The 14,066-nt window shown below is 46.7% G+C and carries 15 protein-coding genes; 10 read left to right on the top strand and 5 right to left on the bottom strand.

The features are described 5' to 3' along the window. Positions 1 to 112 precede the first annotated feature (112 nt). The 5 genes from ACFQ1X_RS13055 to ACFQ1X_RS13035 all read left to right on the top strand — a co-directional run bounded on the left by ACFQ1X_RS13055 (position 113) and on the right by ACFQ1X_RS13035 (position 4,028). Positions 113 to 829 carry a PspA/IM30 family protein gene (locus ACFQ1X_RS13055; protein WP_144840751.1) on the top strand — a complete coding sequence of 239 codons (717 nt, stop codon included), beginning with the start codon at positions 113 to 115 and terminating at the stop codon, positions 827 to 829. A 48-nt stretch (positions 830 to 877) separates the two neighbouring features. Continuing rightward, positions 878 to 1,906 carry a TFIIB-type zinc ribbon-containing protein gene (locus ACFQ1X_RS13050; RefSeq protein WP_144840750.1) on the top strand — a complete coding sequence of 343 codons (1,029 nt, stop codon included), beginning with the start codon at positions 878 to 880 and terminating at the stop codon, positions 1,904 to 1,906. After that, entirely contained in the window at positions 1,903 to 2,682 is a 780-nt protein-coding gene (locus ACFQ1X_RS13045; protein WP_144840749.1) for a TPM domain-containing protein, read from the top strand. Before ACFQ1X_RS13050 ends, ACFQ1X_RS13045 begins: the two co-directional genes overlap by 4 nt. Positions 2,683 to 2,715: 33 nt before the next feature. Continuing rightward, the gene (locus tag ACFQ1X_RS13040; protein ID WP_144840748.1) at positions 2,716 to 3,726 is read left to right on the top strand and encodes an SPFH domain-containing protein; all 1,011 of its coding nucleotides are present in this window, start codon (positions 2,716 to 2,718) and stop codon (positions 3,724 to 3,726) included. Between the two features lie 80 nt (positions 3,727 to 3,806). Continuing rightward, entirely contained in the window at positions 3,807 to 4,028 is a 222-nt protein-coding gene (locus ACFQ1X_RS13035) for a hypothetical protein (RefSeq protein ID WP_144840747.1), read from the top strand. Between the two features lie 63 nt (positions 4,029 to 4,091). Here the strand turns inward: ACFQ1X_RS13035 and ACFQ1X_RS13030 are convergent, their stop codons facing one another. Beyond that, the gene (locus tag ACFQ1X_RS13030) at positions 4,092 to 4,874 is read right to left on the bottom strand and encodes an SDR family oxidoreductase (RefSeq protein WP_144840746.1); all 783 of its coding nucleotides are present in this window, start codon (positions 4,872 to 4,874) and stop codon (positions 4,092 to 4,094) included. Positions 4,875 to 5,035: 161 nt separating this feature from the next. Between ACFQ1X_RS13030 and ACFQ1X_RS13025 the strand changes: the two genes are divergently transcribed. The 3 genes from ACFQ1X_RS13025 to ACFQ1X_RS13015 are packed head-to-tail and all read left to right on the top strand — an operon-like array spanning position 5,036 to position 7,053. Then, a complete protein-coding gene (locus tag ACFQ1X_RS13025; protein WP_144840745.1) occupies positions 5,036 to 5,632 on the top strand; it encodes a TetR/AcrR family transcriptional regulator in 597 nt (198 codons plus the stop codon). A 57-nt stretch (positions 5,633 to 5,689) separates the two neighbouring features. Continuing rightward, positions 5,690 to 6,478 (top strand): class I SAM-dependent methyltransferase, encoded by a 789-nt coding sequence (locus ACFQ1X_RS13020; protein ID WP_144840744.1) that lies wholly within the window; start codon positions 5,690 to 5,692, stop codon positions 6,476 to 6,478. 23 nt (positions 6,479 to 6,501) lie between these two features. Continuing rightward, positions 6,502 to 7,053, top strand: a complete 552-nt coding sequence (locus ACFQ1X_RS13015) for a DUF1697 domain-containing protein (RefSeq protein WP_144840797.1) — start codon at positions 6,502 to 6,504, stop codon at positions 7,051 to 7,053. 128 nt (positions 7,054 to 7,181) lie between these two features. Here ACFQ1X_RS13015 and ACFQ1X_RS13010 read toward each other — a convergent pair whose 3' ends face one another. Beyond that, positions 7,182 to 7,361, bottom strand: a complete 180-nt coding sequence (locus ACFQ1X_RS13010) for a hypothetical protein (protein ID WP_144840743.1) — start codon at positions 7,359 to 7,361, stop codon at positions 7,182 to 7,184. Between the two features lie 256 nt (positions 7,362 to 7,617). Beyond that, positions 7,618 to 8,646 carry an NADP-dependent oxidoreductase gene (locus ACFQ1X_RS13005; RefSeq protein WP_144840742.1) on the bottom strand — a complete coding sequence of 343 codons (1,029 nt, stop codon included), beginning with the start codon at positions 8,644 to 8,646 and terminating at the stop codon, positions 7,618 to 7,620. A gap of 152 nt (positions 8,647 to 8,798) precedes the next feature. On the opposite strand from ACFQ1X_RS13005, the gene ACFQ1X_RS13000 reads away from it, so the two are divergent. Both ACFQ1X_RS13000 and ACFQ1X_RS12995 read left to right on the top strand, forming a co-directional pair. After that, a complete protein-coding gene (locus ACFQ1X_RS13000; protein WP_144840741.1) occupies positions 8,799 to 9,938 on the top strand; it encodes an NADH-dependent flavin oxidoreductase in 1,140 nt (379 codons plus the stop codon). 325 nt (positions 9,939 to 10,263) lie between these two features. Continuing rightward, positions 10,264 to 11,217: an Abi family protein gene (locus ACFQ1X_RS12995; RefSeq protein WP_144840740.1), complete on the top strand. Its 954-nt coding sequence runs from the start codon at positions 10,264 to 10,266 to the stop codon at positions 11,215 to 11,217. A 352-nt stretch (positions 11,218 to 11,569) separates the two neighbouring features. Here the strand turns inward: ACFQ1X_RS12995 and ACFQ1X_RS12990 are convergent, their stop codons facing one another. Further along, on the bottom strand, positions 11,570 to 13,114 hold the full coding sequence (locus tag ACFQ1X_RS12990; protein WP_144840739.1) for a gluzincin family metallopeptidase: 1,545 nt from the start codon (positions 13,112 to 13,114) through the stop codon (positions 11,570 to 11,572). 395 nt (positions 13,115 to 13,509) lie between these two features. Further along, positions 13,510 to 13,992: a DUF2975 domain-containing protein gene (locus ACFQ1X_RS12985; protein WP_144840738.1), complete on the bottom strand. Its 483-nt coding sequence runs from the start codon at positions 13,990 to 13,992 to the stop codon at positions 13,510 to 13,512. Between the last annotated feature and the right edge of the window lie 74 nt (positions 13,993 to 14,066).

The raw sequence follows: 14,066 nt of genomic DNA, 5'->3' as shown, positions 1-14,066 counted from the left end.
CGCATTCATCCGCTGAAAAGATTGTCAGGGTTAGTGCCTGGCGGGAAAGGGTACTTGGTCTTTACTAATGAATCCCCGCCCAGCGGGAATAAAATCGATGAGGAGAATGATGATGGAAATCTTAAAACGCTTCAGAGATATTATGACAAGCAATATTCACGCGATGCTGGACCAGGCAGAAGATCCGGAGAAAATGATCGATCAATATTTGCGTGATTTGAATAGCGATCTCGGAAAAGTGAAATCGGAAACAGCAGCCATCATGGCAGCTGAAAAGCGCGAACGCCGCGAACTGGCGGATGTGCAAAAAGAAATAGACGATATGCAGCGATATGCAGTCAAGGCACTTGAATCCGGTAACGAAGACGATGCCCGTAAATTCCTGCAGCGAAAAGCGGAACTCACGGAGCGCGAACAGGGCCTTTATACTACGGTTGATATGGCAGCGGCCAATACACAACAGATGCGCCAGATGCACGATAAGCTGGAAGAAGATATCGGTGAACTTGAATCTCGCCGCGCTGAGCTGAAAGGGAAGGCTTCTGTCGCGAAAACGCAGAGCCGCATGAACGATTTCAATTCTTCGATGGGTGGAGCCGGTGAACGGATTTCGGCGTTTGATGCAATGGAACAGAAAATCAACCAGCAACTGGATGAAGCGAATGCCATGTCCGAGCTGAACAGAAGTTCAAGAGACTCTGTCCAGGATCTGGCGAAAAAATACGATAGCGATTCGAATGTGGAGGACGAGCTGGAATCGATGCAATCTGGTACCAATGTCGATGAAGAACTGGCAGCGCTGAAATCCCAGGTCAATAAAGGCGAATAATGTCTGACAACAGGACGAGAAATTTTGCGCTGAAGGGAGGCGGACGGGTTGGTCATTCATTATAAATGCCCGAATTGTGGATCGGATATGGCGTTCGATGCCACTTCCGGTCACTTAAGCTGTCCGAACTGCGGGCGACAGGATGATATTGAAACGTTTCCCGAGGAGAATATCCTGCAGAAATTCGCTCCTGAAGAAGCAAGGGAATATCATTGTGAAAATTGCGGAGCCGTGTTATTGACAGAAGCTGAAACGACCGCAACCCATTGCAGTTTTTGCGGTGCGCCGGTGCTGCTTTCAGATCGGTTGACGGGTGACCTCGCGCCGGCGAAAGTCATACCGTTCACGATCAGCAAAGAGGAAGCAGTTGCGGCTTTCCGGAAATGGACGAAAAATGGACGGTTGACGCCGCGAGGTTTTATGAACGGCGACCGCATCAAGAAAATGACGGGTATGTACGTGCCTTTTTGGCTCTATGACATTGACGGAAATGCCGAGGTGGCGGCAATCGGCACACGTGTGCGCACCTACCAGCAAGGTGACACCGTGATTACCGAAACCGATTTCTACGATGTCTACCGTGAAATCGATTTGAGCTATCTCAAAGTACCGGCGGATGCTTCCGAAAAAATGGACGATGCGCTGATGGATAAGCTTGAACCATATGATTACAGCGATTTAAAGGATTTTCGCATGCCTTATCTTGCCGGCTTCCTGGCCGAGAAGTACGATTACGATGATGATGAACTGTTTTCCCGTGTGCAATCGAAAATCGTACCCTATATCGATTCCTACATCGGCAGCACGGTGACCGGTTATTCCACAGTCAGCTACACGAATAAACAAATTAATGCCAATAAGAAAAAAGTGTATTACACCTTATTTCCGGTATGGATGGTTTATTACGATTTTGAAAATAAAGAACATACTTTTGCGATGAACGGACAGACCGGCAAAGTGGTCGGCAAGCCGCCGATCAGCGGCGGCAAGGTGGCCGCCTGGTTCACCGGCATCGCTGTTTCAACATTCGCGGTCTTAAAAGCCATCTCCTATATGGTGGGAGGTGTTCTTTGGTGAGGGTAAACAATTTAAAATCAGTCTTTGCAGCTTTATTGATATTCATATTCCTGCTGGTGACTGGAAGCACAGCTTTTGCCCAAATCGAACAGCGTATCTACGACGAGGCGGGGTTGCTGAGTGAGGGAGAAATCAGTGATTTAGAAACATATGCGGCAGAAAAAAGCCGGGAACAGGGAGCGGATTTTTTGTTGCTGACGACAGACAGCACGGGTGGCCGGCCCATTGAAACGTATATGGGTGATTTTTTTGACGAGATAGCAGACACAAGCGGTCAGGAGAACGCAGTTGTGATGACGATTGATATGGGCAGCCGCGAATTTTACGTGGCCGGGTTTGGAACGGCGGAAACCCGCCTCGACAATGAACGTGCCGAACTGGTAATCGACCAGTCAGCGCCCTATATGGCGGCAGGGGAGTACGGAGATGCATTTCGGGAAATGGCATCTAACGCTGTCCGTTATATGGAATATCGTCCGGGCGTCAATCCCGAGAGTATTTTTCTCCAGACTTGGTTTCATATAGCGGCGGCACTGCTGCTTGGCGGTGTTGTTGTCGGATCGATGCTCTATAATTCCGGCGGCCGTAACACAACGACGCCGGCAACTTACATCGACCGTGACCATACACGAGTTACGAGAGATTCCGATCGCTTCCGCAATAAAACCGTCACCAGACGCAAAATCCCCAAAAACAATAATAGCGGCGGTGGTTTCGGAGGCGGCGGCATGACCGGTGGTGGCCGTTCCTTCAGTGGAGGCGGCAGAGGATTTTAAGGGTTTATTGATATAAAGGAAGGACTGAACAAAATGGTGTTTTTCGGCAATCAATTTGCAGATGTTGTGGAATGGGAAGAATTCCGCGATGATATGATTTTTTACAAATGGGCCAATAAGGAAGTCAAAAAAGGCAGTCGCCTGATCATTCGCCCCGGACAGGATGCGATTTTCCTCAATAACGGCAAAATTGAAGGCATTTTTGAAGAAGACGGTGAATACGACATCGCATCCGAAATCGTCCCATTCCTTTCGACATTGAAAGGATTCCGCTTCGGCTTCAACAGCGGCATGCGGGTCGAAGTGCTGTTCGTCAACACGAAGGAATTCGTCGTCCGCTGGGGTACCCAAAATCCGATCAATATCCCTGCTCCGGGGCTTCCCGGCGGCATGCCGATCCGGGCGAATGGGACTTTCCAATTCAAGGTCAATGACTACATCAACCTCATCGACAAAATTGCCGGAGTGCGTACGAGCTATACCGTCGACGATGTGAAAATCCGCATCACCGCTGTGCTGGATCAATTGCTGATGAAATGGATTCCTAAAGAAGGCAAGGATATGTTCAATCTTCAGGCCAACGCCCACGACATCGGAAAAGGCATCCAGGATGATCTTGACATGCAGATCATGGACGACGGCATGAAAATCACCGGCTTCCAGATCATGAGCTTTAATTATCCGAATGAAATCCAGGAGATGATCAATAAAAATGCATCTCACGGCATGGTTGGCGATATTTCGAAATACCAGCAAATGTCCGTTGCCGATGCGATGGGCAAATCATCCGGATCGAATACCGCATCCGACATGGCCGGCATGATGATGGGCATGAACATCGCGAAAGAGATGATGGAGGACCAGAAAGATTCAAGTGGCGGCGAGGAGAAGGCTGGGAAGGAAACTGCAGATTCCAAGTCAGCTGCTGGATCAGGCAATCAGCCCCAATCCAGTGGTGGCAAAGCCCCGAATTTCTGTCCGAATTGCGGTGAGAAAGTCGCCGGCGCCAAATTCTGTCCGAACTGCGGACAGAAACTGGCGTAAGCTGAGATATGAGAACAGGTGTAGAATCCGTATCACCGGGTAAACTGTGAGTAAATGATTTTTACCAGGAGGGATTTATAATGGCCAGAAAAGGTACAGCGGGTCGAACACCCGAAAAGCAGGTAGGTGCACGGGAATCCGGGATTGATAAAGCCATCAACAAAGCGAAAGATGCTTTTGACGGTGATAACGAAGCCACTGCCTATGGTGAAGAAAAAGGCAGGGATCAACAGGAAGAGGCAAAAGAGTATTCTAAAAAAGTAGCTGATGAACGACCGAATAATGCCCGTGAAAATGAATAGGAACATTATAAAAGGCGATGCCTCCAACCCATTTTGGGTGGAGGCATCGCCTTTTTTTTGTGCTCAATATTTATACGATTGGCCGCCGTCGATTGGAATGACAGATGCATTGATGAATTTCGCAGCATCCGACAGCAGGAATGCGACAAGGTTGCCGACTTCTTCCGGTTTACCGAAGCGTTTCATCGGGTTGACGCTGACAAATTCCTTGCCAACTGATTCCCAGTCTTCGCCGCCGATTTGGCGCAGCGAGCCTTCGACCATCGGCGTCATGATTGCGCCTGGTGCAATGGCGTTGATGCTGATGCCAAACTCGCCGTACTCAACTCCTGAGTTGCGGGTCAATCCGACAACGCCGTGCTTGCTTGCTGCGTAGCCGGACTGGTTGCCGACGCCACGGATGCCGCCGACTGATGCCGTGTTGACGATGGAGCCATATCCTTGTTCTTTCATGACTTTCAGGGCGTATTTCATCCCGTAGAAAACGCCGTTCAAGTTAACATTGATAACTTTTTCGAATTCATTGGAGCCGTATTCCTCTGTCAGGTTCTGTTTTCCTTCAATGCCCGCGTTATTGAAGAACCCGTCAATTTTGCCGAATTTTTCGACTGTGAAGTCGATGTAGTTTTTCACTTCTTCTTCATTCGTTACATTGGCTTCGACAGTTTCGATTTGGGCATCCGGCACTGAAGCCAGGATTTCGTTTTTGCTTTCTTCCAGACCCTCTTTGTTCATGTCGACAAGAACGAGCTTGCCGCCCTGTTTGGCGATGGAAAATGCAGCTGCACGTCCGAGCCCTGATCCTCCACCTGTAATGATGACGACTTTGTCTGTGTAATTAATCATTGATCATCTCTCCTCTCCTCTTCTATGGTTATGCTAAACTGAAATAAAAGCTTCTATTCCAGTGTATACCCAGGCAGAAAATGCCTCAATCAGTAGAAAAACCAGTTTTGTCGAGTTAATCGACAGCTTTTGGGAATGTGTCGATTTTGGAGGAGAAAAATATGGAGCAAAATAAAGAAAAGCTTTCCCCGCAAGCCTGGAGGACCAAACAGCATTTCAAGCAGGCATTCACCGAGCTGATCAATGAAAAAGGATACAGCCATGTGTCAGTGACGGATATCGTTCAGCGTGCCCAGTATAACCGCGCAACGTTCTACCTCCATTATTTAGACAAACCGCATCTTACCGATGAACTGAAACAGGAAATGTTCGAACAGATCAAAAGAAAAAGTATGGAGCGGTATGAGTCCGGGAAAATCATCGAAACAAAGTCGCTGGATACAAATTCATTCGAGTTGATTTCATTCATCTACGACAATCGGTCCTTTTTCAATCTGTATTTGATGGAAGATACAATTCCCGGATTGTATCAGGATTTGCCGCAGGCAGTTTTCGAATTACTGGATGAGCAATTCACCCTGATGGCACAAGGGGGCCGTGACCTCAATTCCAAGAAGTTCAAGCTGTACATGGCCCATGGAACGGCAGGACTGATCCTTGACTGGGCAAGAAACGGCTATTGCGAGTCGCCACGGGAAATTACAGCTCAACTGATTTCTATTCTGCAAGTGTTTGCTGTCGGTTTTCAAGTTGAATGAAACAAGGATTGCTGTCAGGATGTCCAGGGTTTATTTTAAAACGAATAGAGGGATAACATGGATCATTTATTGGAAAGTATGAAAATTATCGGTGAAGACACCATTCAGCGTACGCAGCTGAAGCACCGGCTGTCTCTCGTGAAGGCGTTTCAACTGGAACCAGGCATGCGCATTCTTGAAGTGGGCTGTGGCCAGGGAGATACAACTGTCGCACTGGCGGATGCTGTCGGTGAAAACGGACATGTGTTGGCGGTGGATATCGCAGATCCGTCTTACGGCGCACCGATTACACTCGGGGAAGCTACTGAAACAATTGCCGCTTCGCCTCTCGGCAAACGGGTTACATTTAAACTTGAGACTGATCTGCTCGATTTACAGGAAGAAAAATTTGATGTGGCGATTCTTTCCCACTGCTCCTGGTATTTCCGCAACCCCGAGGAATTATTGAGTTATTTGAAAAAGTTGCGCGGCATGGCACAGCGAATTTGCATTGCGGAATGGGATTTCAATTTTACCCGAATGGGGCAGCGGCAACATTTTGCGGCCACAGCAATTCTTGCGCTGTACAGCGAATTTGTTGACAATACCGGCAATATCCAGCATGTATACGATTCGCTTCAACTCAAATCAATGCTTGAGGAAGCGGGGTGGAGGGTGAAGCGAACAGCCGTCGTAGATGCCGGTTATTTGCAGGACGGTGCATGGGAAGTGGATTACGCAGAAAGTGTCCGTCCTGAATTCACCAGCACTCCGCCGCGGATTCAGTCGCTGGCGAATAGTCTTTATGCACTCCTTGATGGAGATGAGGTCGAAAGTTTGGACAGTGTAGTGCTGGTGGCGGAATAAAAACCCAGTGGGGAGTGGTCGTTCTGATTTATATTGCGCTCTTGCGCCGAATCAATGTAGGCGGGAAAAATAAAGTGGATATGAAAGAGTTGAAAGGTGTTTTTGAAGAGGCAGGAATGTCTTTAGTCAAAACATACATCAATTCCGGGAATATCATTTTTGCGGACAGCCACCGAAGAAAAGAAGAACTGCCTGCCATTTTGGAACGGGCGATCACCGGCCATTTCGATCTGAGCATAAAAGTCCTCGTATACAGCTTCGATGATTTCCGGCGTATTGCCGGAAACATTCCCTCCAACTGGTCAAATGACAGCGATATGAAAAGCGACGTATGGTTTTTGTGGGCGGAAGCGGACGACGACACTGTACTGGATCGGCTGGTGATCAAGGCGGAAATCGACCGGGTGAAATATGTTCAGGGTGCAATTCTGTGGTCAGTTGATAAAGACCAAGTCACTAGGAGCGGCATGTCGAAAGTGGTGGGAACGCCGATATACAAGCTGGTGACGATCCGCAATGTCAACACGGTGAGGAAGCTGCTCGGTTTGATGGGGGAGATGGAAGACGGACAATAAAAGAAACATAACCTTGAAGGACTGCCTTCATGTCAAAGATCAGAAAACCCGCAACCTGTCGAACAGGGTGCGGGTTTAATTTTTATTTTACAGCGAAATGTTATTGCTTCAATGGCATTGGGCTGCAATTATTTGTTTTCTTTTGTTTCATCACCTGAACCTGTCACGCGGTCTTTCCAGTCGCCTTTATTTTCATTGACATAATCTGTGCCTTTTTCTTTGTACTCATTGCCATGTTCGTCAAGATGAGTTTCGCCTTTTTTCGTCACTTTATCTTTTACCTTGTTGAACTTGTCTTTAAAAGCCATTGGTTAATCATCCTTTCAATGGTTTTTTGTACATTGTTAAAATACCCGGGCGGAAAGGATGTGAAACAATTTTACTTCTCCAAACATCGAAATCATACCTAATACTTAACGAATTTACCTGCCTTGTCTTTCTTCTTTAATCATTTGATGGAAAATAAAGGAGTTATTGTCTTACAAAATTAAATCTTTTTGCGAAGAAAGTTGGGGCATAAAGGAAGGAGCCCCCGCTATTGCGGGGGCTCCTAAGAAATTGAAGTTACAGTTTCGCGAACTCAGGGTCAGCGACTTTTACCAATTGTTTGCCGAGATTTGAGCCTTCGAATAACCCGAAAAATGCTTTCGGTGTGTTTTCGAAGCCTTCGACAATCGTTTCTTCGTATTTCAATTTTCCTTCCTGCAGCCATTTGCCAAGATCAGCTGCTCCTGTTTTAAAGTCAGAAGCGTAATCGCCGAGAGTGAAGCCTTTCATCATCGAGCTTGTCGTGATGAATTTCCACTGGATGCGCGGGCCGATGTCGCCACCTGGTTTGTTATAGGAAGAAATTGTGCCGCACAGGACAACGCGTGCACTATTGTTCAACTGAAAAATCACCTCGTCCGACACTTCACCGCCGACATTGTCAAAATAGACATCGACGCCATCCGGCAACGCATTCTTTAAATCTTCTTTAAAGCTGTCTGATTTATAATTCACGGCGGCATCGAAGCCAAGTTCATTGATCAGGTAGTCGATTTTCTCCTGTGAACCGGCGATGCCGACTGCGCGCGCCCCTTTCAGTTTGGCGATCTGTCCGACGACGGAACCAACTGCTCCAGCTGCACCGGAAACGACGACGGTTTCACCCGGTTGAGGCTTACCGATATCCAGTAACCCAAAATAGGCGGTGAGACCGGTCAAGCCGAGAATGCCGAGTCGTGTTGTGATTGGCGCAATCGTCGGATCGACCTTTTGTACTTTGTCTGCTTTTGCAATCGTGTATTCCGCCCATTTCAGCGTGCCGTTGACGATGTCGCCTTTTTGGAGCAGTTCGGAGTTCGATTCAACCACTTCCGCCAGTACGCCACCGGAAATCGCTTTATTCAATTCGAACGGTGCAACGTAGGATTTCACATCTCTCATGCGGCCGCGCATATAGGGATCGACCGACAGGTACAAGGTTTTCAGAAGCACTTCGCCTTCTCCGGGTGACGCTATCTCCTTTTCGACAAAAGCGAAATCTTCGTTGGCCGGCGTACCTTCCGGACGATTCGCCAAATGGATCTCTTTATATGTTTTCGGTATCATGTAAATTCCTCCTCAAAGTTATATTCGAAAAAAGCGTACCATTGTAAAAGAATGGAATCAAAAATAACAGCCCGCGAGTTCGAATTCTTGTAGTGGAATGAAGCGTATGCTATTTTGAAATAATTAACCCCAACAGAAAAGAGGAACAGTACATGAATCCGAAATATCAATCCTTATTCAAAGAAATCACTTTGCCCAATGGTGTGGTGCTGAAAGACCGTTTAGGCGTGGCGCCGATGACCACGTATTCAGGAAATCCGGACGGAACCGTATCGGACGAGGAACTGGTCTATTATCGTCGCCGTGCCAATATCGGCAGCCTGTATATTTCAGCATGTATCGCCGTTTCCGAAAACGGCATCGCTTTCCCGAACCAATTTATCGGCTTCACTGATGATGTGATGCCACAGCTGAAACAATTGGCAACAGAGATGAAATCACAGGGCAATAAAGCCATTCTTCAAATTCAGCACGGCGGACGCCAGTGCCAGCCGGATTTGATCAAAGCGAATGAAACCGTGGCACCGAGCGCTGTTGAAGGTCCAGCAGGCAAACCGACACCGCGTGCATTGACAAGGGACGAAATCACCGCCATTATCCGTGACTTCGGCGAAACCACACGTCGTGCAATCGAAGCGGGTTTTGACGGCGTGGAAATTCACGGCGCCAATACGTATCTGATTCAGCAATTCGTGTCGGAAATCACGAATCGCCGCGATGATGAATGGGGCGGCAGCCTTGAAAATCGCCTGAAATTCCCGGTGGCGGTGCTTGCTGAAGTGAAACGGGTGGCTGCAGAATTTGCAGATGAGCAATTCATCGTCGGCTACCGGTTATCACCGGAAGAATACGCACAGGACAAAATCGGTTATACAATTGAAGAAACTAAAATTTTGACTGAGAAATTAATCGCGGGCGGCATCCATTACCTGCACGTATCATTGATGGATTTCCAAAAACTGCCGCATGAAGACAAAGCCGAAGGCAGCATCGTTCAAATCTTATCGGAAGCGATAGCTGGTCGAGTAGCATTTGTCGCTGTCGGCAACGTGAAAAAACCGGAAGAGGCAGTTGCGGCACTTGAAGAAGGCGCTGATATTGTTGTCATGGGCCGGCAGGTGCTGATCGATCCGGAATGGACCGAAAAAGTGAAGCAGGGCAAAGAAGCCGACATCAATGAAATGATACCGAAGGAAATGGTCGGCAAGATGGATATGCCATCTTTGATGTGGGAACGAATCGGTGCATATAAGATGGTGGAATCGAAAGAAGAAGAAGAGGTTGAGGTCTAAAGCTGAGACTTACTCAAACCGAAAACGCCCCGACCAAAGCTGGTCAGGGCGTTTTTTATTCACCTAAAGTGCCTATTGCAAGTTGCCTACATTTTGTGTTGGTATCGATGATGAAAATTGAAGATGCCAACCAAGTCATCCGCAGTATCCGGAAGAAACTGATTAAACGTTAGTTAGCGGCAAGACTGGCTATGCCCGCAGACAAATTGGATGTCTGCGGGTTTTTCTTAAGGTTTTCAAGTATTACTTCGGATGCATTGGGGTTTATTAAAATCCGTAATTCGCTTACAGTAAAAGAAAGAAACAGTTGCAGAGGGTGAAACCGATGAAAGTTTTTGCTTCCCATGATGAACAGATTACGATACTGCAAAACCGTGGGCTGCTCGTGCCGGACAAGGCAGCGGCGCGGCGGGTTCTGTCACGTGAGAATTATTATGCACTGATCGACGGATATAAAGAGCCGTTTTTGGAGCGTGATGAGCGGCTGAATCCGTATGGGCTGGAACAGTATCAGGCGGGTACCGAGTTCGGGCATATTTACGCGCTGTACCGTTTCGACCGTGAACTGCGCATGCTGATGCTCAATGAATTGCTGAAGTTCGAAAAAAATATCAAGTCGAAAGTGGCCTATCGTTTCTCAGAGAAGTTCCGCGGTATGGACAGCTTTTTGGAACCAGGAAATTACAGCACCGATGCGGAGCGTTATCATGAGCGCGATCGAATCATTTCGACGCTTTATAATTTGATCAAGAGCCATAAGAAACGGGACCGCGTTAAGTATCCCGCAATCCGTGAGTTTTTCGATAAGCACCGCAATGTACCGCTGTGGGTGCTAGTCAATTTTCTGTCGCTCGGCCAGATCACCAATTTCTATTCTGTAATTGACGATGATTTGCGGGCCCGGATTGCCAAAGATTTTGCCGAGGAGTTCAGTGAAGAATATGAGCCGGTGCAATTGGAACCGCAAGAGCTGGATGCGATATTGCGCATTGCTTTTCCGTACCGCAACAAATCGGCGCATGAAGAAGTGTTGTATCGTTACCGGTTGCCGCATCCGGAAAATCTTAAAGCGGTTGATGCGATGCTTCGTTTGCCGGCAGGAAGTTTGGGCAAAGGAAAGGTTTACTCAATGGTGAGTTTGTTGCGGCTGTTGCTGGCGAAAGAAGAATATGAAGTGTTTGCGGCAGAGCTGGAGCGGCTGATGCAGGAATTGAAGGCTGCACTGCCGGGCCGTGCATATGGAGTGGTTATGCGGGAAACCGGGTTTAGGGAGAATTAGAAGTGGTATGCAGAGGAAATACAACTCCCTTTCTTCCATGATTCTCAAAAATCCAGTTTTTTAAGGGAGCTTTCGCAGATGCGGAAACTTTTCATTTTCTGCCTTTTATTCTCCTTTTTATTCGGTTTCGTCAACCTTTCTAATGATTTTTATGAAAAGAGAGAGGGCAAGGAGAGGGGTATAGGAAAATTAAAAGGGGATGGGCCAGCTTTACTGGAATTTGAAAGTTTTATGATCGGCAAACTGATTTTTATGATCGGTAAAACGAAGTTTATGATCGCCAAGCGATTTCGCCTGCAGAAAATTAAAAAAGGCTTCGCGCATGCCCATGCGCGAAGCCTTTAAACCTTCCTCAACGGGCTTCCGAAAAGCCGCTCTCTATTTTCTCTTTGACTCTTTCGATAATCGGCTCATTATACAGTAAGTTTTCATCAAGCAGAATCGTATAGCCCTCAAGGGGTGAATCCGAATTAACCAGTTCGTACGCTTCAAGATATACTTCCAAGTCATAATAAGCAAAATCCATACTAAGATTTTCATCCAACAAGATTTCAACTTCCTGTATTAACTCCAATGATTTCTCAGAATCGACCAGCAAATATAATTCAGCGAGATTGGTCAGGTCGTCAATGCGATATGCGGGATCACCGGTTTCAAGCCGGTTCTCCATGAACAGAATGGCTTCTTCGAATTGCTCCTGCATGAGGAAAAGATTCGTCTGCATCCAGGAAAGATGGCGGAGATCCTCCTTAGAAGCGCTTGGCTTCAGCTGATCAATGATGGTGGCAGCTGCTGTGTAGAGACCCATATCCATTGCTTCATAGGCGGCATCGAATTGTGCAATCTTGTCGTTACTTTCTTTGATCATGTCGTCAAGGAAGGTTTCCTGGAAGTCAGCAAGCTCCATGCCTGTGGTTTCTTCCAGAAGCCCATAAAATTCGGCAGGAAGCTCCGCAGAAAAAAATCTCTTCAATTGATCTTCACCATATTTATCGGCCAGAGATTCCACAGCCAAAAAGCTTTGGATATAAGGATCGAACGTCTGTGTATACGAGTTATGGAACGAGTAGTCATGGTTCAGCGATGTAAAGTCGATTATTTCAACACCCTCCAGCTCGTACCAGCCACTGGTTTCTCCAGCCAGATAATCTGCAACACCTTCTTCAAACCAAAGCGGCAGCCGATTTGCGGATAGTCTGTTTTCCTGTGCATACAAATGGCTCTGGTGATGGCTATATTCGTGCAGCAGGATGAGGTTCCAGGAGTAATCGTCCGGAACAAGGTGGATCTCCTGGCTCCGGTATTCATAATAACCCATCGCCTCTTCGTAGCCGGACGCGTCTGACAAGGTATCAAAATTGTCATGAAATACGATTGTAAGGTCACCGGCTTCTTCATTGCCAAAGAATTCGTCGATCCGGCCCTTTTCTGCTTCCAAAAATGCATCGATTTTATCAATCTCATCTTTTGTGGAATCAGTGTACGAATAAATAACTCCATTTTTCTCGGTGCTTCCGGCAACATCTGGCTTCGTTCCACTATTCCAAAGGGGGGGTATAAGCATTTCGGTCTTCTCGCCAACTGTGTAGATCTCCGAAAGGTTTCTGAATTCAAGGAAAGTATTGACGACAGCGAACAGGCCGAGCGCTGAACTGAGATAAACAGTCAAGATAAGCAGCGTGGCGACTTGCATACGCGTCTTAAGCCCGATGCGAGCAAGCTGGCCGACTTGAATCCCATAAAGGCTGAAAGCCAGTATGCCGACACATGTCACGAGCAGAAGCAAGGAAATCAAAATCCCCAGTATAATGTCCTGGCTGAATATGAGCCAAAAGCTTCCAATGGTGAGTCCGAAAAATAAAGCCGCTAAAACTAAAATCTTCAATAGAACTTTCATGGCGTCATCCACTTTCCATTTCAACTGTTTTGAAGAAAAGTATGCCCACTGACAAAAAGGAGATTGCCCGAAGGATTTAACGGGGATTTACTCTGACTTTATCTTATATAGTGTGGCATCATATTATTCTTTTGGATAAAATGTCTTAAAGTTTTCTATATATTAACATTTTATGGTCTTGGATTATATCTTTTTTATATGTATTCAGCGCCGCATCAATTATATGAAAGGCTACAAGTCACAGCGCAAGGAATTGGAAGATGAATTTTTAAGTTATAAAACAAAAAGGCCTTCGCTGACGCTGAGGCCTTTTTGTTGCGGAATATTTTGTAATATGCCGACTGGAACCAGAAGATTCAACAAAAAAAGATCACCAGCAACGGTGATCACCCAAGTCAAACGATTAAATCGTTGTCGGATTTTATTCGTATGGCTTCCTGCAATAATTTCTGGAGAACAGCTGCAAAAACTGCCACCACGAGCGACACGAAAATGACGAACATTCCGATTATGATGCCGGGCGCGTCATCCGCCAATGTCAGAAGATACAGGAACGGCATCTCGAGAATATAGACGATAACGATGGCAACGGCACAAAATTTGATGTTCTTTATCGCTTTCACGGACAGGGCCGAAAACGCCTCATTGCGGTCCACATAGCTCAATAGCTTCAACGATTGGTAGAGTGCGATGAAGAATGGGATCATTCCGATATACATGCCGATGAGCAATGGATACTGCAATTTCTCAAGCTCAGGAAGTGCCCAATACGGGGAATTGGAATCGAATCTGGACAAACCGTAAAGGCAGCCTGCCAGTACCGGCAAACCAATAAAAAAGATGGCGGTTTTTAAAACAATGGTTGAACTTCGTTTCATTGCAAGCACCTCATTAGAATATATTGTTAATGAGATAATACACCATTATTTATTGAACATCAATAAATAATTAT

Source organism: Metaplanococcus flavidus, assembly GCF_042675885.1.
Taxonomy (GTDB): Bacteria; Bacillota; Bacilli; order Bacillales_A; family Planococcaceae; genus Planococcus; species Planococcus flavidus.
This window is presented reverse-complemented; position numbering and strand designations above follow the sequence as displayed.

Coding starts and splice junctions, on each gene's coding strand:
- ACFQ1X_RS13055 (WP_144840751.1), top strand. CDS start 113: ATGGAAATCTTAAAACGCTTCAGAGATATTATGACAAGCAATATTCAC.
- ACFQ1X_RS13040 (WP_144840748.1), top strand. CDS start 2,716: ATGGTGTTTTTCGGCAATCAATTTGCAGATGTTGTGGAATGGGAAGAA.
- ACFQ1X_RS13035 (WP_144840747.1), top strand. CDS start 3,807: ATGGCCAGAAAAGGTACAGCGGGTCGAACACCCGAAAAGCAGGTAGGT.
- ACFQ1X_RS13030 (WP_144840746.1), bottom strand. CDS start 4,874: ATGATTAATTACACAGACAAAGTCGTCATCATTACAGGTGGAGGATCA.
- ACFQ1X_RS13025 (WP_144840745.1), top strand. CDS start 5,036: ATGGAGCAAAATAAAGAAAAGCTTTCCCCGCAAGCCTGGAGGACCAAA.
- ACFQ1X_RS13020 (WP_144840744.1), top strand. CDS start 5,690: ATGGATCATTTATTGGAAAGTATGAAAATTATCGGTGAAGACACCATT.
- ACFQ1X_RS13010 (WP_144840743.1), bottom strand. CDS start 7,361: ATGGCTTTTAAAGACAAGTTCAACAAGGTAAAAGATAAAGTGACGAAA.
- ACFQ1X_RS13005 (WP_144840742.1), bottom strand. CDS start 8,646: ATGATACCGAAAACATATAAAGAGATCCATTTGGCGAATCGTCCGGAA.
- ACFQ1X_RS13000 (WP_144840741.1), top strand. CDS start 8,799: ATGAATCCGAAATATCAATCCTTATTCAAAGAAATCACTTTGCCCAAT.
- ACFQ1X_RS12995 (WP_144840740.1), top strand. CDS start 10,264: ATGAAAGTTTTTGCTTCCCATGATGAACAGATTACGATACTGCAAAAC.
- ACFQ1X_RS12990 (WP_144840739.1), bottom strand. CDS start 13,114: ATGAAAGTTCTATTGAAGATTTTAGTTTTAGCGGCTTTATTTTTCGGA.
- ACFQ1X_RS12985 (WP_144840738.1), bottom strand. CDS start 13,992: ATGAAACGAAGTTCAACCATTGTTTTAAAAACCGCCATCTTTTTTATT.